Origin of the sequence: Labilibaculum antarcticum (genome assembly GCF_002356295.1) — a bacterium.
GTDB classification, from domain to species: domain Bacteria; phylum Bacteroidota; class Bacteroidia; order Bacteroidales; family Marinifilaceae; genus Labilibaculum; species Labilibaculum antarcticum.
Window position 1 is genome coordinate 1,716,986 of sequence record NZ_AP018042.1, and the last position, 21,030, is coordinate 1,738,015.

Consider the following 21,030-nt stretch of genomic DNA (forward strand, 5'->3'; position numbering starts at 1 on the left):
CAACTCAATAATTTACTCAATAACTCCAGTACTTATAGGCTTAACTTGATGAATCAAATCAGCTTCAATCATTCTTTTCTCTAACCATTTTTTATTTTCTGATATTTCTCCTTTTAAATATTTCTCTATCATCAATCCTGAGATGGGTGCTCCATATCGCCCTCCCCACACTCCGTTTTCAACATATACTACGATAGCAATCTTCGGATTGTCTCTTGGTGCAAATGCCACAAAAACAGAATGATCTGCCTCATCATAATTCTGAACTGTGCCCGTTTTCCCGCATACGCGAACATCTTGCACTGCGGCTAAAGTCCCTGTACTTCCCTCACCTCCAGTTATAACCATTTCCATACCATCAATCACAGGTGTAAAATAAGAGGAATCAATGCTCGTATAATGTTTCTCCAAATACTTTTTATCAATTGATTCATCATCTCCTAAAGATTTCACGATATGAGGAACATAGTAATATCCTCTATTAGCAATAGCAGCCACCATATTCGCCATTTGCATTGGCGTTATCTGCAATTCTCCTTGCCCAATAGCAAGCGAAATTACATTTAAAGCCCTCCAATTTTCTCGATATTTATTTTGATAATATTCGTTTGTTGGAATCGAACCACTTTTTTCATTTGGCAAATCAATACCTAGCTCACTTCCAAAACCAAATGATGTAACATCTTTTCTCCATGCAACATATCCATTTTGAACAGAACCAAACTTAGGACTTTCTAAAATGTAACGAAATACATTTGCAAAATAGGCATTGCATGATTGCTGAATACCATGTCGTAAATCCAAAGGAGAGGCATGAGAATGACATCTCATGGTAAAATTCCCAGCATGATAACCATTTTGACATTCAAATCGCGTAGCTGGACTAATTACATTTTCCTGTAGTGCAACCAATGCATTTACCAATTTAAATATTGATCCGGGAGGATAAAGTGCCAACATGGTACGATCAAACAAAGGTTTTAATGAGTCATTTTGAACCATCATTTGGTAATTTTTATTCATAGCACGTCCAACGAACATTTCAGGATCATAGCCAGGACTTGATATTTTCGCCAAAATCCCTCCCGTCTGAGGATCAATTGCAACTATTCCTCCTTTTTTATTTTGCATCAATAACTCACCGTATTGCTGCAAATCTATATTTAAACTCGTTTTTATATTCTTACCCGACACAGCCTGTTTATCAGCCTTTCCATCTCTAAACGATCCTTTTAATCTATTAAAAACATCTACCCAATAGATATTTACTCCTTTTTCTCCACGAAGTTCTTTTTCATATGTCCGTTCTATTCCACTTTTCCCAATATAATCTCCTTGTCGGTAATATGGATCACTATTAATTTCCTGGTTGGTTACTTCTCGAAGGTATCCTAATGCGTGAGCAGCGCTTTTAAATGGATATTTCCGCAATGTTCTGGTCTGAACAAAGAAGCCGGGAAATTTATAGAGCTTCTCCTGCAAAACGGCATATCTTTCCGATGATAATTGCTTTAAAAAAATGGATGCCTTCCGATACGAATAATTTTTTGCTTTACTAATTCCCTCAATTAATTGAAACTTTTCAATTCCTAATAAATGACAAAAATCTGCTGTGTCAAACACCGATAACTGCCTAGGAATCACCATCAAATCATAAGCGGCCTGATTGTAAACCAACAATTTTCCATTTCTGTCATATATTAATCCTCTTGCTGGATATTGAGTTACCTGCCGTTGGGAGTTATTCTCAGCGGATTGTTTATAGGTGTCATCCACTATTTGAAGATTAAACAGACGCAAAATAAAAATAACAACAACGAGAATGAATATTCCGCCAATAACGTATTTTCGGTTTGAGAAATTATTCATTTTGTTTTATTAAATAATCTATTTTTTAAATAATACGTATTGAGATGTGATCAGTAAAGTTAAGGTAAAAAAGGTACTAAAAATGATTCTAATAAGGGTTTCACTTAGATTGGTAAATGAAAACACTTCTATAAAAAACAAAAACCCATGATGCGCTATTACCAGAATCATGCAATACTTAAAAAACCAAGCAAAACCATAATGCTTAATACTTGGTGTTGTTCCTTGTTCATAACCATCTCTAACCGATAAATAATTCAAAATATATGGTCGTAAATAAGCCATAAAAACGCATGCCGAAGCATGCATACCAAGAGTATTGGAAAAAACATCAACACTTAAACCAAGAAAAAAGGACAAGACCAGCAAAATCCAGTTTGGAGTCTCAAATGGAAGTAGTAATATAAATAAGATGTACATATAGGGGTTTAAAAAACCACTTATCTGTATATTATTTAAAATGGCAACTTGAATAAATACAAGAACCACGAATTTCACAATATTTTTTACAAGTCGATTCATTATAATTCCTCCTTCTCAAGTTCTATTCGTTCAGTCTTCATCAAATCACCAATAACTTTAACATACGATAAGCTTTTAAAATCATTGGTAAGGGCAATAATCACTTCATGAAAATTACCCCCAGAACTTGGTAGAACTTCCTGTATTGTGCCCAGTAACAAGCCTTCCGGAAAAATAGATGAAAACCCACTGGTAACGACTGTATCACCGGGTTGAATCGATACATGAATAGGAATTTCGAGCAAACGCGCTGTTTTATAATTTTTCCCATCCCAAGTTAATGAACCAAAATAATCGTTTTTCTTAATTTTAGCGGAAACACTTATTCGACCATTCAATAAAGAAATTACAGTTGAAAAATTTTTTGACACACTTTTCACAATACCAACAACACCATTGTCAGTTACAACAGCCATTTCTGGTTTAACACCATGTATTCTACCCTTATCCAGAGTAATATAATTCAGCTGCTTATTTATTGAATTATTGATGATTTTGGCGGTTCGGTATATGTATTGTTGCTGATAAATAGAATCATTATACAGGATAGATGAATCAACTGACATCTTGTAAGAATCCGCCAAAATATTTTTTAAGCGGACATTTTCCCTATTTAATTGTTCGTTGATTTCAGCTAAAGCCAAATAATCGGTTGTAGATGATACTTTCTTGTAAAGATTTCCGGCAACAGCATTGCTGGAATTCAGGAATTCACTTTTTTGATAATTATTGTAACTGACTAACAATAACATGCAAAAAATTTCGATTATAACAAATAGGATCGTAAAATGAAACCTTACGATAAAATGCAACAAATTCTTCATTCAAAAAATCAAATCCCGGTTAAACCAAAATAAGTTTCATTCCTGATTATCTCATCAGGAACGAAAACTTATCTACATTTTTTAATGCAATTCCAGTACCACGTGCAACTGCCCTTAATGGATCCTCTGCAATGTGAAACGGAATATTTATTTTATCTGTCAATCGCTTATCCAAACCACGGAGCAATGCTCCTCCACCAGCAAGATAAATACCTCTATTTACAATATCGGCATATAGCTCTGGAGGTGTTTGTTCCAATGCACTCAAAATTGCGATTTCAATTTTTGATATCGATTTTTCAAGACAATGAGCAATTTCTTGGTAAGATACAGGAACTTCAATAGGAAGCGCAGTCATCTGATTAGGTCCTTGAACACGGAAATCATTTGGTGGCTCTTCCAATTCTGACAACGCAGATCCAACATGAATTTTTATTTCCTCAGCAGTTCGTTCACCAATTTTGATATTGTGCTGATGACGCATATACTCCTGAATATCAGAAGTCAAGTCATCGCCAGCGATACGTATTGATTTATTAGTTACAATTCCACCCAAAGAAATAACTGCAATTTCTGTCGTTCCACCTCCAATATCTACTACCATATTTCCTTCAGGAGCTTCTACATCAATTCCAATTCCAATTGCCGCAGCCATAGGTTCGTAAATCATGTAAACATCACGTCCTCCTGCATGCTCAGAAGAGTCACGAACCGCTCTCATTTCAACTTCCGTACTTCCAGATGGAATGCAGATTACCATTCGTAATGATGGTGGAAACAAGCGAGGTTTTTTGTTGATCATTTTGATCATCCCGCGAATCATTTGCTCCGCCGCATTAAAGTCGGCAATTACACCATCTCTAAGTGGACGAATTGTTTTCAGGTTGCCGTGCGTCTTACCCTGCATTTGGCGAGCTTTTTCGCCAATCGCAACCATTTTTTCGGTGCGACGATCGATAGCTACAATTGAAGGTTCGTCAACAACAATTTTATCATTGCAGATAATAATTGTATTTGCTGTCCCCAAGTCAATCGCAATCTCCTGAGTTAAAAATGAAAAAAATCCCATATGGTAGCTATAATTTCTCTGTTATATTCTAATGCTTAAAATGTCTCATTCCGGTGAATACCATAGCAATTCCAAATTTATTAGCTGCTTCAATAGAATCCTTATCTCTTATTGAGCCACCTGGCTGAATAATAGCAGTAATTCCAGCTGCATGAGCCGCTTCTACACAATCAGAAAACGGGAAAAATGCATCCGAAGCCAAAACACTTCCTGCAATTCTATCTGCTCCCTGACGAATGGCATTCTCTAAAGCCCAAATACGACTAACTTGTCCTGGACCAACACCACTTGTAGTTTTATCTTTTGCTATGGCAATTCCATTTGATTTTGTATGCTTAACTGTTTTCCAAGCAAACATCAAATCTTCCATTTCTTTTTCTGATGGTTGTCTTTCAGTAACAACCTCCAATTTTTCACCAATTAATTCCTTATCCAATTCCTGAATCAAGAAACCACCTAAAACAGTTTTCCCTTTAAACGAGGAATAATCTGATTTCAAGATTTCAGGTAATTCCAATAATCTTAAATTTTTCTTTTTTGTCAGTACCTCTAAAGCTTCTTTACTAAAAGATGGTGCAACAATTACTTCAAGAAAAATACCACTCATTATTTCGGCTGTAGCCTTATCAATTTCTCTATTTGCAGCAACAATACCTCCAAAAATAGAAACAGGATCAGCGTCGTAAGCCTTTTTAAAAGCTTCAGCAATTGTTTCAGCACTACCAATTCCGCAAGGATTTGCATGCTTAGTTGCAACAATTGTTGGTTCCTCGAACTCTTTCAAGGCCTCCAATGCTCCATCGGTATCCCCAATATTGTTGTAAGATAGTTCTTTACCATGGATTTTCTTAGCCGCAGTTAAAGTTCCTTCCGTTTCTTGAATTTGACTATAAAAAGCCGCATTCTGATGAGGGTTCTCTCCGTAACGAAGATCTTGTTTCTTTTCGTATGTAAGAGTTAATGTTTTTGGTGATGTAATCCCTAATTTCTTATTAAAATATCCAGAAATCAATGCATCGTAATGAGCTGTATGCTCAAATACTTTAGCCGCTAAATATTCTTTTGTTTCTAAACTAGTCTCTTTGCCTGATTTTAATTCTTCAATTACTTTTGAATAATCTTCAGGGTCAGTTATTACATTAACAAACTTGTAATTTTTAGCAGCAGCTCTCAACATCGTTGGACCTCCTATGTCTATATTTTCAATAATTTCTTCATGACCAGCCTCAGGATTTAATATTGTTTCTTTGAAAGGATACAAATTACAAACAACGATATCGATCGGTTCAATTCCTAACTCTTTCATTTGAGCGATATGGCTTTGGTTATCGCGTATCGCTAAAATTCCACCTTCAACATTTGGATGCAAGGTTTTTACTCGTCCATCAAAACATTCTGGGAATTTAGTTAAATCAGAAATATCCATAACAGGAATCCCTTCTGCCTTAAACTTTGCAGATGTTCCTCCCGTTGAGATGATTTCCCATCCTAAGTTTGTTAATTCTCTGGCAAATTCAACAACATTTGTTTTATCAAATACACTGATAAGCGCTCTCTTCATGATTCTCTTTTTGTGGTAATTTTTATAAAATGGTCTGATTTAATTTCCTCTGAACAAGTCGCAATAGTGATGCTTTTCGCAAACGTTTCAACCACAGCGACTTACGTGGATTCAAAAATCTTCCTACAAAGTTAAGAAAAACCTAAAAAAATCCGCCGAATGAAAAAGATTTTTATCAAACTTTTTCGTTGAATCATAATGGCTCCAATTATTTAATATAAAAACAAATTGTTTTCTATTCTAAATTCTGCTCAAATGCGAGCAGATCCCAAAAAATAAGAACTATACAAGTCCTAAAAAATATGCTCCAATTGACAGGTAAATAAAAAGTCCGACCATATCATTTAAGGTCGTTACAAAAGGACCAGTGGCCAAGGCTGGATCGATTTTCATTTTATGCAAGGTTAATGGTATTAAGGTACCAAAAATAGAAGCAAAAATAATAACTGAGAATAATGCAATAGATACGCTAATAGTTAAATCGTAAGATCGACCAATAAATGAATTTACAAGAAAAACCAAGCCCGAGCAGATCACACCATTTACGAATGCACCTGTTAATTCGCGCAACAATCGACTAAATACACTTTCAAAGCCCAATGAATTACTTGCTAATCCCTGCACAATAATCGCAGCCGACTGAACACCAACATTTCCTCCCATTGCGGTAATCAGAGGAATAAAAAAAGCAACAGCAGGATCAATATTTAAGCTTTTTTCGTGTGTTGATATTACAAAAGCACTAACGAGTCCGCCAGCTAAACCGATTAACAACCACGGAAGACGTGCTCGTGTCTGAATCCAAACTGAGTCATTCGACTCAACATCTTCGGTAAGACCAGATGCCATTTGATAATCTTTCTCAGCCTCATCACGAATTACATCCACAACATCATCGATGGTAATCCGCCCCATCAATCGTCCAATACTATCAATTACGGGTATAGCAACAAGGTCATACTTCTCCATGATTCGAGCAACTTCCTCGTCTGGTTCATCGGTATGAACGGACATGACATCAGGTTGATATATATTACTGATTTTTGCAGAAGTAGGACTTAATATCATTATTTTCAGAGAAATAGTACCTCTCAAGATCCCATCATCGTCAACAACATATACGTAGTAAATTTCATCAATATCCTCCGCTTGGCGACTCAGCTCTCGTAAACATGTTAGAACAGTCCAGTTCTCGTTTACAATCACCATCTCTTTTGCCATCAATCCACCTGCTGTATCATCATCATAATGAAGCAAATCGACAATATCGCCAGCTTGTTCAATATCAGCTATGTGGGAAAGAATCTCCTCTTGCCATTCATCAGACATTCCACCAATAATATCGGCAGCATCATCAGAATCCATCTTACCCATAAATTGTCTTGCAATTACTTCAATGGGAAGAACTTTCAAAAAACGCTCTCGGTCGTCCTCTTCCAATTCCGCTAAAACACCTGCCGCAGTATCCCCATCCAAAAGCAAGTAAAGAAACTTTGCTTCTTCGGTGTTAAGCTCATCGTAAATTTCAGCAATATCAGCAGGATGCAATTCACCCATTAAGCTAATTGCCTCCGCTTCATTCTTCTCGTCGATAATTTTCTTTAGTTTATCGATATATTCACGGGTCAATTCAAATTGCATAACAAAATGTTTTAATTGTGATTTATTCTATTAATTCCGTGTTTATTAATTCTTCAATTTTATTGGTAAGATACACAAACTGTTCAACAGATAATTGTTCTGGCCTTTGAGCCATAATATCATCATCCAGTTTAAGATCTCCCAAAACTGATTTTAAAGAATTCCGTAAAGTTTTCCGGCGTTGATTGAACCCGGATTTGACGACTCGGAAAAATAGTCTTTCATCACATGCCAACCTATCAGTCGTATTTCTAACCATACGGATGACCGCAGATTTAACTCTTGGAGGTGGATCGAAAACTGTTTCACTAACAGTAAATAAATATTCTATATCGTAAAAAGCCTGCATAAGCACGCTTAATATACCGTATGTTTTATTTCCTGGAACAGCAGCCATTCTTTCAGCTACTTCTTTCTGAATCATACCTACAACCTCAGGAATTTGATCTCGATTTTCCAACACCTTAAAGAAAATTTGAGAAGAGATATTATATGGGAAATTCCCAATAATTGCAAAAGGTTCTGAAAATAATTTCGACAAATCATATTTCAGAAAATCATATCTAATTATCCGTTCAGATAATTCAGGAAATTTCTCATTTAAATAAGCAACAGACTCTCTGTCAATTTCCACAACGTGAGTTTCATACGCCTCTTCTTTAAGCAAATATTGTGTTAAAACACCCATGCCTGGGCCAATCTCGAGTACTTTCGAAACACCTTCGGCCGTCATACTTGCCACAATTTTTTTGGCTATATTTAGATCTTTTAAAAAATGCTGTCCTAAATTCTTTTTCGCCCGAACGTATCCCATATCCTTCCAATTAATCCCTTTTATATTAGCATCTCAAATTAACAAAAATTAAAAATAGACGCTTTTCAAAGGAGATTTCAAACATTTACTTATTTTTGTAGCTTAATTTACTGCTCGGCAAATTTAGGACTTAATACTTGAATCATTGCTTTTCCTTGCCGAAAAATTTAACCTAAGTTTGTATTTATACAAATACACGTACTCTAAAACCATTAAAATTGAAGAAAAACATCATAAATATCATAAAATTCCTAGTCTTTTTTTCGATTAGTTCCTTTTTATTCTGGTACGTATATCGCGGACAAAATATAAACGAACTTCTTTTTACCTTAAAAAATGAGGTTAATTACTATTGGATTCTTCTTTCCTTATTTTTCGGACTTTTAAGCCACATTAGCAGAACCATACGATGGAATATGCTAATCGAATCTTTAGGGAAAAAACCACGAACTATAAATACTTTCTTAGCTGTTATGGTTGGTTATTTTGCCAATCTTGCACTTCCAAGAATGGGGGAAATTTCGAGATGCGGGTTAGTTAGTAAGTATGAAAACATTTCTTTTTCGAAATTAGTTGGAACTGTGGTTCTAGAAAGAGTACTGGATATAATCATGCTATTCATCTTTCTATTAATTGCATTATCAACACAGTTTTCTGTGATATCACATTTCTTCTCTAACAATCCGGAAGTTAGCTCAAAACTATCCAACGTATTTGCTTCAGCGACCACATTGTATGTTATAGGAGCAATATCTTTGATAATCTGGATTCTTCGAAAAAAATTCAAAAACACAAACTTATTTAAAAAATTAGACCTAACCTTTTCCAATTTCATGGCCGGTTTTCGTGCCATCAAAGAACTTGATAACAAATGGTATTTTGTTTTTCACACCATCTTCATTTGGATCATGTACTATTTGATGACATATATCTGTTTCTTTAGTTTTGGCTTCACATCTCACCTTCCCGCTATTGCCGGATTAACCGTTTTGGTAATGGGAAGTTTCGGAATGATTGCACCCGTACAAGGTGGAATTGGCGCATGGCACTTTATGGTTATTGGGACTCTTTTAGTTTACCTTCCCGGAGTTGCCAATATTGAAACCATGTCGAAAAGCTTTGCTCTTGTTGTACATGGCGCTCAAACAGCCATGATCATTATTCTTGGTTCATTATCGGTAATTGCCTTACCAATAGCGAACAGAAAGCAAAAAAAACTAATAAAGTCTAAAATTTGAGATGAGTATTGAATTTACAATAATTGAAGTTAGCGACCCTCATTCAATAAAAGAATTTATTGAACTTCCGGTAAGACTTTACCGGAACAAAAAAAACTGGGTTCGTCCGCTGGATTCAGACATTGAAAAAGTCTTTGATCCGGAAAGAAACAAAATGTTTACTCACGGAGAATGTACTCGCTGGATTCTTCAGGATCGAAATAAGAAAACCATTGGCAGGGTTGCTGCTTTTATCGACCACAAGACAAAAGGCACACATGAGCAACCAACAGGAGGCTTGGGTTTTTTTGAATGCATCGACAATAAAGATGTTGCCTTCGCACTATTCGATATTTGCAAAAACTGGTTAATAGAAAGGCAAATAGAAGCCATGGATGGACCAATTAATTTTGGCGAAAGACATCAATGGTGGGGACTTCATGTTGATGGAGATCACAAGCCTGTTTATTGCATGCCTTACCACCTTGAATACTATCAGAACTTTTTCGAATCCTACGGATTTCAAGTTTACTTTAAACAATATACTTATCGTGCGAAATTCGAACTCGAAAGCTTAAGTGAAATCATAAAATGGAAAGCTACCAGACTTCTCAACAATATTGATTACCAAGTAGTTCATTTCGATAATAACAAGTCAGACAAACTGATAAAGGATTTTGTACACATCTATAATAAAGCCTGGATAAAAGAAATACCAGGCATTGAAGGCATTTCAGAACATCAAGCCAAAGACCTATTTGAAGCTTTAAAACCAATTATGCACGAAAAGCTAATGTGGTTTGCCTATTACAAAGAAGAGCCTATCGGATTCTGGATAATGGTTCCAGACCTAAATGAGCTTCTTCAACATCTAAATGGTAAAATGAATCTTTACGCAAAAGTCCGATTCCTTTACTATAAGCACATACAAAAAAACAAGAATGCTATTGGCTTAATATTTGGGGTGGTTCCTGAATTTCAAAAGCGTGGCATCGAAGCCGCAATGATTTACGAATTCTCCAGATCAGGATTTGACTCCAAATTTCCATTTCTACATTTAGAATTGAATTGGATTGGTGATTTCAACCCAAGAATGAGTCATTTAATGGAATATACTGGTGCTAAAATTTACAAAACTCATTACACTTACCGAATATTATTTGATGAAACCAAAGAATTTAAACGCTCGGTAATAATAAAATAAAATGGCTACTCAATTTGAGTAGCCATTTCAATATTTTTACAGAATGTGTTACAATCCATTTTCTGAATGATATACTATTCGCATTAAACGAACATCGCCTTCCGAATAATCCTCTTCTCCTAATTCTTCAAGAGCTTCCTCTATACTATCCGTCTCAGCTTCATCAAAATATTCTAATATTTCTTCCTGTCGGTCTTCATCAATCTTCTCATCCACATAATAATTCAGACTCAATTTAGTTCCGGAATATACAATAGCCTCCATCTCTCTAAGCAAATCAGGAAACTCCATTCCTTTGGCTTCAGCGATATCCTCTAAATCCATTTTACGGTCAACACTTTGAATAATATAAACCTTGAATTTTGATTTATCAACTACCGAACGAACCACCATATCTTGCGGTCTTTCTATACCATTCTCCTCAACATGGTTACTTATAAGGCTTACAAACTCCTTTCCAAATCGCTTTGCTTTACCAGCACCTACCCCTTGAACATGAGACAATTCCTCAATATCAACAGGATAATGAATTGCCATTTCCTCCAATGATGGATCTTGAAATACAACATATGGAGGGACTTCTTTTTTCTTAGCTACCTGTCTTCTTAAATCTTTTAACATGGATAATAAAGCCGTATCAACAACTGCAGTGCCGGCGGCTTTCGTTGCCTCCATATCTACCAGATCAAAATCATGATCATCAGTAAGCATAAACGGCACAGGATTTTCGAGAAACTCATATCCTTGCGGTTTAAGTTTGATCACACCATACTGCTCAATATCCTTTTCAATTAAAGAATGAACCAACGCCCTACGATAAACCATATTCCAAAAATGTTGATCACGGTCACTACCACAACCATACATTTCCAATTCATCATGTTTATATGATTTAATTGAGGAGTTCGATTCACCGGTAAGTACATTAACCAAATGATCGATCTTAAAACGTTCTTTAACGAGTTTTACTAATTTCAAAGCTTTGATAACAAATTCTTCTCCCTGAAATTCTTTCTTTGGATGCAGGCAATTATCACAACAGCCACAATTCCCATCCTCAACCTTTTCGCCAAAGTATTGAAGTAAAATTGTTCGACGACAAATTGCCGATTCTGCGAACGAAACAGTTTCTAACAAAAGTTGTCGTCCTATTTCTTGCTCTGCAACAGGCTTGCCTTGCATAAACTTTTCAAGCTTCTGAATATCCTTGTAACTATAAAAAGTCAGACATCTTCCTTCGCCACCATCACGACCAGCTCTTCCTGTTTCTTGGTAATATCCCTCCAAACTCTTTGGTATATCGTAATGAATTACAAATCGTACATCAGGCTTATCAATCCCCATTCCAAAAGCAATCGTAGCAACCACAACATCCACATCCTCCATCAAAAACTTATCCTGATTTCCAGAACGAGTCGAAGAATCCATTCCTGCATGATAACCGACTGCTTTTATCCCATTCACCTGCAAAGTCTCGGTTAATTCCTCAACCTTTTTACGACTTAAACAGTATATAATTCCTGATTTACCAGCATTTCCGCGAATAAACTTTATAATATCCCTTGTGGCATTTACTTTCGGACGTACCTCGTAGTATAAGTTTGGACGGTTAAATGATGATTTAAAAACCAATGCATCCAACATTCCTAAATTCTTTTGGATATCGTGCTGTACCTTAGGAGTTGCCGTAGCTGTAAGCGCAATTATCGGGCCCGCTCCAATTTCATTAACAATTGAACGAATCTTCCTATACTCAGGTCTAAAATCATGCCCCCACTCAGAAATACAATGAGCCTCATCAACAGCATAAAACGAAATTTTAACCTGTTTTAGAAACTCTATATTACTTTCCTTTGTTAACGATTCCGGAGCTACATATAAAAGTTTAGTTGTACCTTCCAGAACATCTTCTTTCACTTTTAAAGTAGCTGATTTGGACAGAGACGAATTCAAAAAATGAGCTACACCATCATCCTCACAAAAATTCCTCATTGCATCTACCTGATTCTTCATCAGAGCGATCAATGGGGATATTACAATTGCTGTACCCCCCAGCATTAGTGAAGGCAATTGATAACACAACGACTTTCCTCCACCTGTGGGCATTAACACAAACGTGTCGTTACCACTTAAAATATTTTGAATTACTGGTTCTTGATTTCCCTTAAAATTCTCGAATCCAAAATACTTCTTTAAATTAGTTGATAATTCAAAGTTCTTTCCCATGTCTTTAATTGATATGCTTTTCCCCAAAAATATATGCGGTTTGCTAAATTAACATTTTACCTAACAACCTAAAAATTTTTAAATGGCAATTTTCACATCACCATTCATTCCCGTATTACAAATTTCTATACTTTTGTACTTTAAATTTAGTTAAACACTTGTACATTTCAAAACGAAATCAGCATTTAACAGATTTTAACTGAATAGTACAGATTCATTTATCTGAGTTTAACTAGCTTTGCTCATTCAATAAAAAACACAAGATTTGAAGCCTACATACGATATTAAACAAATTGCAATAAATACGATTTCTGAAGAGGAAAAAACCATTGGTCAGCTAAAAAACTATATTGATGGAGATTTCGTTAATGCCGTTGAACTAATCCTAAAAAGCAAAGGAAGAGTTATAATTACAGGGATTGGCAAGAGTGCAAACATTGCAAATAAAATAGTAGCAACATTAAACTCAACAGGCACACCTGCTTTATTCATGCATGCTGCTGATGCTATTCATGGGGATTTAGGGATGATTCTACCAGATGACATCATCATCTGCATATCAAAAAGCGGAAGCACTCCTGAAATCAAAGTTTTAGTACCACTCATCAAAAACATGGGGAATACCCTAATTGCAATGGTGTCGGGATTGGATTCTTTCCTTGCAAAAGAAGCCGACTATGTTTTGAAAGCTGTTGTTGAAAAAGAAGCCGACCCAAATAATCTGGCACCAACAAATTCAACAACTGCACAATTAGTCCTTGGCGATGCTTTGGCTGTTTCATTATTAGAATGCAGACAATTTACCAGTCAGGATTTTGCGAAATATCACCCGGGTGGAGCACTTGGCAAAAAACTATATTTAAGAGTAAATGACCTTTACGGAAAGGAGCTCCCTCCAAAAGTATCCGAAGAAGAAAGTATTCGTCCAATCATTCTTGAAATATCTTCTAAAAGAATGGGAGCTACTGCTGTAGTAAATAAAGATGATGAACTTGTTGGAATAATCACAGATGGTGACCTTCGTAGAATGCTGGAACAAAATGAGGATGTGAGTAAATTAATTGCTCGTGACATTATGTCTTTAAAGCCAAAGACAATCGATCCTGACTCACTTGCCATTAATGCATTTCATCTAATGGAAGACAACAACATCACTCAGCTTGCTGTTATTCAAAACAAAAAATATGTGGGTATGATTCATCTACATGACATCTTAAAAGAAGGAATTGTCTAACTTGGCAAAATTAGAAAATTATAACTATGTCAGATTCAGATAAAGAAGCAACGAAAGAAGAAAACCAAATGAGTTTTCTGGAACATTTAGAAGAACTAAGATGGCATTTAATGCGATCCGTTATTGCTGTAATGGTTTTTGCTATAGGTGCTTTTATCTTTTATGATTTTATTTTCAATGTTCTAATTCTGGCACCTAAAAACCCCGAATTCTTCACCAATAAAATGTTTTTCATCTTATCTGAATACACAGGAGTTGAGTCTCTGAAAATTAACAGACATCCATTTCAGATTATAAATATTAACATGGCCGGGCAATTTGCAACACACATTAGTGTTTCATTAGTAATTGGAATAATTGCCAGCTTCCCATATATCTTTTATGAATTCTGGAGTTTTTTAAAACCAGCATTGTACGATAACGAAAAGAAACACGCAAGAGGATCAATTTTTTACACCTCATTTTTGTTTGCACTTGGAATTCTATTTGGCTACTATATAATAACCCCACTATCCGTTCATTTCTTGGGATCTTACAGTGTAAGCGATCAGGTTTTGAATCAAATTAACCTAACATCCTACATTTCATCTATCACTTCAATTGTTTTGGCAGGAGGAGTCATTTTTGAGCTACCAGTTCTTATTTTCTTTTTAAGCAAAATAGGATTGGTTTCCCCTGAGTTTTTAAAAAAACACAGGAAACATTCAGTGGTTTTAATTCTTATTCTTTCTGCAATAATCACCCCACCTGATATTTTCAGTCAGGTATTGGTTTGTCTACCACTGCTGTTGCTTTACGAAATTGGAATTAAAATCTCAAAGCGAGTTCAAAAAAACCAACTGGCTAATTTGGAGTAAACAATTACGCAGTTTATTTTTATTATCACTCAGCTCAAGTTCTGATCAATTAATCCGAGCTATCACGATTGTATACTTATGATACCGAATTTAAAAAAGGGATATTTATTGCTTGCCATTCTTGTGTTTTCAGGTTTTGGTTACTCTAGCTTGGCACAAGTTACCAAGATAAGAGGCAGGATAACTGATTCGGAAACGAAAGAACCCCTGCCATTTGTAAATATTGCCTTTAAAGGAACCACAATAGGAACAACATCAGATTTTGATGGTCAGTATTTTTTAGAAACCAGGACTCCATCAGATTCACTACACATCTCTTTTGTTGGATATAAGGAGCAAGCATTTATCATTCAAAAAGAAAGCTTTCAAACCTTAAATGTGGAATTAAAACCTGAAGCTTTTGACTTGGAAGAAATTATTGTTACTCCTGGTGAAAATCCAGCTCACATCCTTCTTCGAAAAATTATCGCTAAAAAGGAGGACAACAATCCATCTCGTTTTGATTCGTACCAATATGAATCTTACACAAAAATGGAAATGGATTTGAACAACATCAAAGATGATTTTAAAAATAAAAAAATCATGCGTCCATTTCAATTCGTCTTTAACTACATGGACACTTCGGTGATAACCGGAAAAGCTTACCTTCCTGTTTTCATCACAGAATCCCTTTCTGATTACTATTTTCAGAAAAAGCCAAAAATGGAAAGGGAAGTAATAAAAGCCTCCCAAATGTCGGGGATAAAAGACAATGCAAGCTTGGCACAGTTTACAGGAAAACTTCATCAAAACGTGAATATTTACGACAATTTTATTGATCTTTTCAATATGGGTTTTGTAAGTCCTATTGCAGATGGAGGCCTTCGATATTACAAGTACTACCTAACCGACAGTGCATACAGGGATGGTAATTGGTGCTATCATATGTCATATAAGCCGAAAAGAAAACAGGAACCAACTTTCGTTGGCGATTTTTGGGTGGCCGATACGACTTTTGCCATTCAGAACATGCAAATGCGTATTGCAAAAGACGTTAATTTAAACTGGGTAAAAGATTTGGTTAGCAATAACGAATATCAAAAGCTAAACGATAGCACCTGGTTCTTAAAAAAACAAAACCTTTTTGTTGATTTCATGATCAGCGAAAAAGATTCGACCAAACAAATGGGCTTTTTTGGAAGAAAAACGATTTCTTACAAAAATGTAATACTAAACCAACCTTTAAAAGAAGAAGTTATTAAGCTTGACAATAATGTTATTGTTGAAGAAACGGCCCTCACACAATCTAAAACCTATTGGGATAACGCACGTCCCTTTACATTATCAGAACGGGAATCAAACATATACTCTATGGTTGACTCCATCCAAAACGTGCCCTTATACAGAAATATAATTGATGTCATCCAAACATTTGTCACAGGCTATTACGTGAAAGGAAAATTTGAATACGGGCCCTATTACAAACTTTATAGCTTTAACGAAATTGAGGGAAACAGATTCATGTTTGGAGGAAGAACTTCAAACGAATTCAGCACCAAGATAATGTTTAACGGGCATTTAGCTTACGGTGATAAAGACAATAAGCTCAAATATGGATTGGGCTTTCTTTACATGATTAATAAGCTACCGAGAGAAACTTTCGGAGTGCAATACAAGCATGACATCCAACAATTAGGAAAAAGTCCAAATGCATTTACCGAAGGGAATATTCTATCCTCTCTTTTAAAACGAAACCCAAACAATAAGTTGACCATGGTAAATCAACTAGAAACTCATTACGAAAAAGAATGGTCTCAAGGATTTTCCAACACTCTGAAATTTCGATATCGTGATATTACTCCAACCGAATATGTTCCATTTAAAGCTCCTGATGTAAGCGAAGGCATACCTGTTTCAGGAATAACATCTTCCGAAATTGAGCTAAGGACAAGATTCACAAGAAACGAAAGGGTAATAATGGGTGAATTTGAAAGAGTCCATCTGGGTGGACCATTCCCTATATTCAACCTTTATCTTACCATGGGCATGAAAAATGTATTCGGTTCTAATCATGAATATCAAAAAATAGATTTAAGCATCGAACACACAGTTGAACTACCTCCTTTGGGTAATTTATACTTTCTGCTTAGTGCGGGAAAATTATTTGGCAAAGTTCCATATCCTCTTCTTCATCTGCACGAGGGAAATGAAACCTATGCTTTCGACCCTTACGCATTTAACATGATGAACTATTACGAATTCACAAGCGATCAGTACGTTAGTTTATTTGTTGAGCATCATTTTAACGGGCTCATTCTTAATAGAATTCCATTATTCAGAAAATTAAACTGGAGAACCGTTGTTTCCGGGAAAGGATTAATTGGAAGTTTAAGCGACAAAAACAATGGTTCTTTGCCTAACACACAAGCAAAAATGATTTTCCCTGATGGACTATCAGATGTGAGTAAACCATATTTTGAAGCAAGTGTAGGAATTGAAAACATATTTAAATTTATTCGAATTGATGCCATGTGGCGATTGAACCATTTGGAGGATAATCCATATCAGGATTTTGAAAATTTCGGAATACGAGCCATGTTCCAATTTACTTTTTAATAATCAGATCAAATTACACATCCATAGTGAACTTCTGTGCAGAGTTTAATTCTCACAGATCTTTTCTATATTTGCATCATTCCGATCGTTAAACATATTGAATCACGATGATTTTAAGAGCTGAAAATTTAATAAAAAGATACAAAACCCGAACTGTAGTTAAAGGTGTTTCTGTTGAAGTTAGACAAGGTGAAATTGTAGGTTTACTTGGACCAAACGGTGCAGGAAAAACGACTTCATTTTACATGATTGTTGGATTGATTCAGCCAAACGGAGGGAAAATCTTTTTAGATGATAGAGAAATTACACATGAGCCGGTTTACAAAAGAGCCCAATTAGGAGTTGGCTACCTGGCTCAGGAAGCCTCCGTTTTCAGGAAACTTAGTGTAGAAGATAATATCAAGGCTATTCTTGAAATGTCTGACTTCTCAAAAGAATACCAAAAAGAACGATTGGAAGAAATGTTGAATGAATTTAGCTTACAGAAAATCCGAAAAAGCCTTGGGATACAACTATCTGGTGGCGAAAGAAGACGAACTGAAATTGCCAGAGCTTTGTCGATCAAACCTAAATTTATTCTTTTGGATGAACCATTCGCTGGAGTTGATCCAATTGCAGTGGAAGACATTCAAAACATTGTTCGCCATTTAAAAGATAAAAATATTGGCATTTTAATTACCGACCATAACGTACAAGAAACGCTTTCCATTACCGAAAGAGCTTATCTTTTGTTTGAAGGTAATATTCTAAAATCGGGAACTGCCCAAGAACTTGCTGCTGATGAAGACGTGCGAAGAGTTTATTTAGGCAAGAATTTTGAGCTTCGAAAACCAGTAAAATAGCTGAGTGTTAGACCAATTGAACAATTTAAAAATTAGAATAAAAATCAGCCATAATTTATTATTAAAAAAAACTTCATTTATTTTTGAAAAGGTATTGCAAATTATAAAAAACAGCCATATATTTGCACCGCAATTAACCCGCGGATGTGGCGTAATTGGTAGCCGCGCTAGACTTAGGATCTAGTGCCGAGAGGCGTGGGGGTTCGAGTCCCTTCATCCGCACAATAAAAAGAATAATCTTAAACCGCCCGTACTTTACGATACATACATGTATCGATGGTGAGGCGGTTTTTTTTCAATTAAAAAGGTTTTATCTCTAATAGCTGAAAAATGAACATTACAAAAACCAACATTGATGATTTAAACGCTGTAATCAAATTACAGATCGTTAAAGAAGATTATGAGACCCGAGTAAACAATTTGTTGAAGGACTATCGTAAAAAAGCAAATATAAATGGTTTTCGTGCAGGTAAAGTACCTATGGGCGTAATCAAGAAAATGTATGGGACTCCTGTTTTAGCTGAAGAAATCAACAAAATTCTTAGCGAAGAGCTAACAAAATATATTCGTGAAAGCGAATTAAACATCATGGGTGAGCCTCTTCCAAACGAAGCTGATCAAAAAGTAATCGACTGGGAAAAAGACACTGAATTCGAATTCATTTTCGACATTGCCCTAAGCCCTGAATATACGCTTAACCTAAGCAAAAAAGATAAAATCGAATTCTATAAAATTATAGTTGACGAGAAAATGATTGCCAACGGTGTTGACATGCACGCTCGTCGCTTCGGTTCAAACGATCCTGCTGATGTAATTGAAGACAAAGAACTTTTAAAAGGTAACTTTGCTCAAGTTGACCCAGATGGTAAGTTAGTTGAAGAAGGAATTGTCAGCGAAAATGTTGCGTTGTCTTTAGAGTACATGAAAGATGAAGACTCTAAGAAAAAATTCGTTGGAGCAAAGAAAGATGATGTTGTTGTTTTCAATCCTGCGAAAGCTTTTACAAACAAATCTGATATCGCTTCTATGCTGAACATCTCGAAAGAGGAAGCTGAAACAATAGATGCTGATTTCCAATTTACAATTACAGAAATAACCAAATTTATTAATGCTGAATTGAATCAAGAATTATTCGATAAAGTATTTGGCGAAGGAACTGTTTCTTCTGAAGAAGAATTCAAGAATAAAATTAAAGAAGATATCGAAAAGCAATTGATTAACGATAGCGACTATAAATTCTTGATAGATGCCAAAGCTAAATTGGTGAAAAAGGCAAAAATTGAACTTCCTGAAGCATTCTTGAAGCGCTGGATTGTTGCAACAAACAAAGACATGACTGTTGAGCAAGTTGAAACTGATTTTGCAAACTATTCTGATGAATTCAAATGGCAGTTAATCAAAAACAGATTGATTCAAGAGAATGACTTATCAGTTAGTCAGGAAGAAGTTTTAGAATTCGCTAAGAAACAAGCCTTGATGCAATTCCAACAATACGGAATGATGGATGTACCTGAAGAGTACTTAAACAACTACGCTCAACAAATGATGCAAAATCAAGATGAGCAAAGAAAAATTTATGAGCGTAAGGCTGATGAAAAAGTAGTTGAATTCTTAAAAGAAAAAATTAAACTAGAAGAAAAAGAGCTTACTACTGAAGAATTCAACAAAATGTTTGAATAAGTAGGCAACTCAATAAACCATTAAAACCACGCTTTAAAAAAACGTGGTTTTCTTTTTGTCTTAAAGTTCAGAATTTGTTAAGCCATTCTTTTCAAATGGAGAAAATTTAACTAATTTAGGTCTACGAAATTTAAAATCATATCATTATGGTACCAAAAGATGAATTCAATAAATTTGCTACAAAGCACATGGGCATAAGCAGCCTAAATCTAGATAAATATACTTCAATTCATAACAGCTACATCTCTCCTACTATTATTGAGGAGAGACAATTAAATGTTGCCTCAATGGATGTGTTTTCTCGTCTTATGATGGACCGAATCATCTTCCTGGGTATTCCGATTGATGATTATGTAGCCAATATTATCATGGCACAATTGTTGTTTTTAGAATCAACTGATCCATCGAAGGATATCCAGATTTATTTTAACACTCCTGGAGGTTCAGTGCATGCAGGTTTAGGGATATACGACACAATGCAATACATTAAGTGTGATATTGCGACCATTTGCACCGGAATGGCTGCATCAATGGGAGCAGTTTTGTTAACTGCAGGAACAAAAGGAAAACGTTCAGCACTTAAACATTCACGTGTAATGATTCACCAGCCAATGGGTGGTGCTCAAGGACAAGCATCGGATATCGAAATTACGGCTCGTGAAATTATGAAATTAAAAAAAGAACTGTACACTATTATTGCTGATCATTCTGGAAATACTTTCGAAAAAGTTGAACAAAACTCAGATCGTGATTATTGGATGACAGCTGCGGAAGCAAAGGAGTATGGAATGATTGACGAAGTACTTATGCGTGAGCAATAAGATAATCAAATAGAAATCAGAATCACAAAATGCAGAGTTAAGCGTAAAATTCTT

16 protein-coding genes and 1 tRNA gene are annotated in these 21,030 nt (G+C 35.5%); 9 read left to right on the forward strand and 8 right to left on the reverse strand.

What is annotated here, in order from left to right; translation table 11 throughout:
- Positions 1–12: 12 nt before the first annotated feature.
- The 7 genes from mrdA to rsmA form a co-directional block, all read right to left on the reverse strand.
- A complete protein-coding gene (gene mrdA, locus ALGA_RS06655) occupies positions 13–1,869 on the reverse strand; it encodes a penicillin-binding protein 2 (RefSeq protein ID WP_096428587.1) in 1,857 nt (618 codons plus the stop codon).
- An 18-nt stretch (positions 1,870–1,887) separates the two neighbouring features.
- Positions 1,888–2,391 (reverse strand): rod shape-determining protein MreD, encoded by a 504-nt coding sequence (mreD, locus tag ALGA_RS06660; RefSeq protein ID WP_231706073.1) that lies wholly within the window; start codon positions 2,389–2,391, stop codon positions 1,888–1,890.
- On the reverse strand, positions 2,391–3,215 hold the full coding sequence (mreC, locus tag ALGA_RS06665; protein ID WP_096428589.1) for a rod shape-determining protein MreC: 825 nt from the start codon (positions 3,213–3,215) through the stop codon (positions 2,391–2,393). Before mreC ends, mreD begins: the two co-directional genes overlap by 1 nt.
- Positions 3,216–3,261: 46 nt before the next feature.
- Positions 3,262–4,284, reverse strand: a complete 1,023-nt coding sequence (locus tag ALGA_RS06670) for a rod shape-determining protein (RefSeq protein WP_096428590.1) — start codon at positions 4,282–4,284, stop codon at positions 3,262–3,264.
- Positions 4,285–4,312: 28 nt separating this feature from the next.
- Complete coding sequence (gene purH / locus ALGA_RS06675; RefSeq protein ID WP_173803996.1) at positions 4,313–5,845, reverse strand: bifunctional phosphoribosylaminoimidazolecarboxamide formyltransferase/IMP cyclohydrolase; 1,533 nt, start codon at positions 5,843–5,845, stop codon at positions 4,313–4,315.
- Positions 5,846–6,127: 282 nt separating this feature from the next.
- A complete protein-coding gene (mgtE, locus tag ALGA_RS06680) occupies positions 6,128–7,486 on the reverse strand; it encodes a magnesium transporter (RefSeq protein WP_096428592.1) in 1,359 nt (452 codons plus the stop codon).
- 22 nt (positions 7,487–7,508) lie between these two features.
- Positions 7,509–8,300: a 16S rRNA (adenine(1518)-N(6)/adenine(1519)-N(6))-dimethyltransferase RsmA gene (rsmA, locus tag ALGA_RS06685; RefSeq protein WP_096428593.1), complete on the reverse strand. Its 792-nt coding sequence runs from the start codon at positions 8,298–8,300 to the stop codon at positions 7,509–7,511.
- A gap of 218 nt (positions 8,301–8,518) precedes the next feature.
- On the opposite strand from rsmA, the gene ALGA_RS06690 reads away from it, so the two are divergent.
- Both ALGA_RS06690 and ALGA_RS06695 read left to right on the forward strand, forming a co-directional pair.
- A complete protein-coding gene (locus ALGA_RS06690) occupies positions 8,519–9,538 on the forward strand; it encodes a lysylphosphatidylglycerol synthase transmembrane domain-containing protein (protein ID WP_096428594.1) in 1,020 nt (339 codons plus the stop codon).
- Position 9,539: 1 nt separating this feature from the next.
- Positions 9,540–10,721: a hypothetical protein gene (locus ALGA_RS06695; RefSeq protein ID WP_096428595.1), complete on the forward strand. Its 1,182-nt coding sequence runs from the start codon at positions 9,540–9,542 to the stop codon at positions 10,719–10,721.
- Between the two features lie 48 nt (positions 10,722–10,769).
- On the opposite strand, the gene recQ is transcribed toward ALGA_RS06695, so the two are convergent.
- Positions 10,770–12,947, reverse strand: a complete 2,178-nt coding sequence (recQ, locus tag ALGA_RS06700; RefSeq protein WP_096428596.1) for a DNA helicase RecQ — start codon at positions 12,945–12,947, stop codon at positions 10,770–10,772.
- A gap of 265 nt (positions 12,948–13,212) precedes the next feature.
- Here recQ and ALGA_RS06705 point away from each other — a divergent pair, with 265 nt between their 5' ends.
- From ALGA_RS06705 to clpP, 7 genes are all read left to right on the forward strand, one after another.
- Entirely contained in the window at positions 13,213–14,181 is a 969-nt protein-coding gene (locus ALGA_RS06705) for a KpsF/GutQ family sugar-phosphate isomerase (RefSeq protein ID WP_096428597.1), read from the forward strand.
- A 26-nt stretch (positions 14,182–14,207) separates the two neighbouring features.
- The gene (tatC, locus tag ALGA_RS06710; protein WP_197705719.1) at positions 14,208–15,038 is read left to right on the forward strand and encodes a twin-arginine translocase subunit TatC; all 831 of its coding nucleotides are present in this window, start codon (positions 14,208–14,210) and stop codon (positions 15,036–15,038) included.
- Positions 15,039–15,116: 78 nt separating this feature from the next.
- Positions 15,117–17,633: a DUF5686 and carboxypeptidase-like regulatory domain-containing protein gene (locus ALGA_RS06715; RefSeq protein WP_096428598.1), complete on the forward strand. Its 2,517-nt coding sequence runs from the start codon at positions 15,117–15,119 to the stop codon at positions 17,631–17,633.
- Positions 17,634–17,740: 107 nt separating this feature from the next.
- On the forward strand, positions 17,741–18,475 hold the full coding sequence (lptB, locus tag ALGA_RS06720; protein WP_096428599.1) for an LPS export ABC transporter ATP-binding protein: 735 nt from the start codon (positions 17,741–17,743) through the stop codon (positions 18,473–18,475).
- 140 nt (positions 18,476–18,615) lie between these two features.
- Positions 18,616–18,697: transfer RNA gene (locus tag ALGA_RS06725), tRNA-Leu, on the forward strand.
- 108 nt (positions 18,698–18,805) lie between these two features.
- Positions 18,806–20,155: a trigger factor gene (tig, locus tag ALGA_RS06730; protein WP_096428600.1), complete on the forward strand. Its 1,350-nt coding sequence runs from the start codon at positions 18,806–18,808 to the stop codon at positions 20,153–20,155.
- Positions 20,156–20,301: 146 nt separating this feature from the next.
- Positions 20,302–20,976, forward strand: a complete 675-nt coding sequence (clpP, locus tag ALGA_RS06735; protein WP_096428601.1) for an ATP-dependent Clp endopeptidase proteolytic subunit ClpP — start codon at positions 20,302–20,304, stop codon at positions 20,974–20,976.
- The last annotated feature ends 54 nt before the right edge of the window (positions 20,977–21,030 follow it).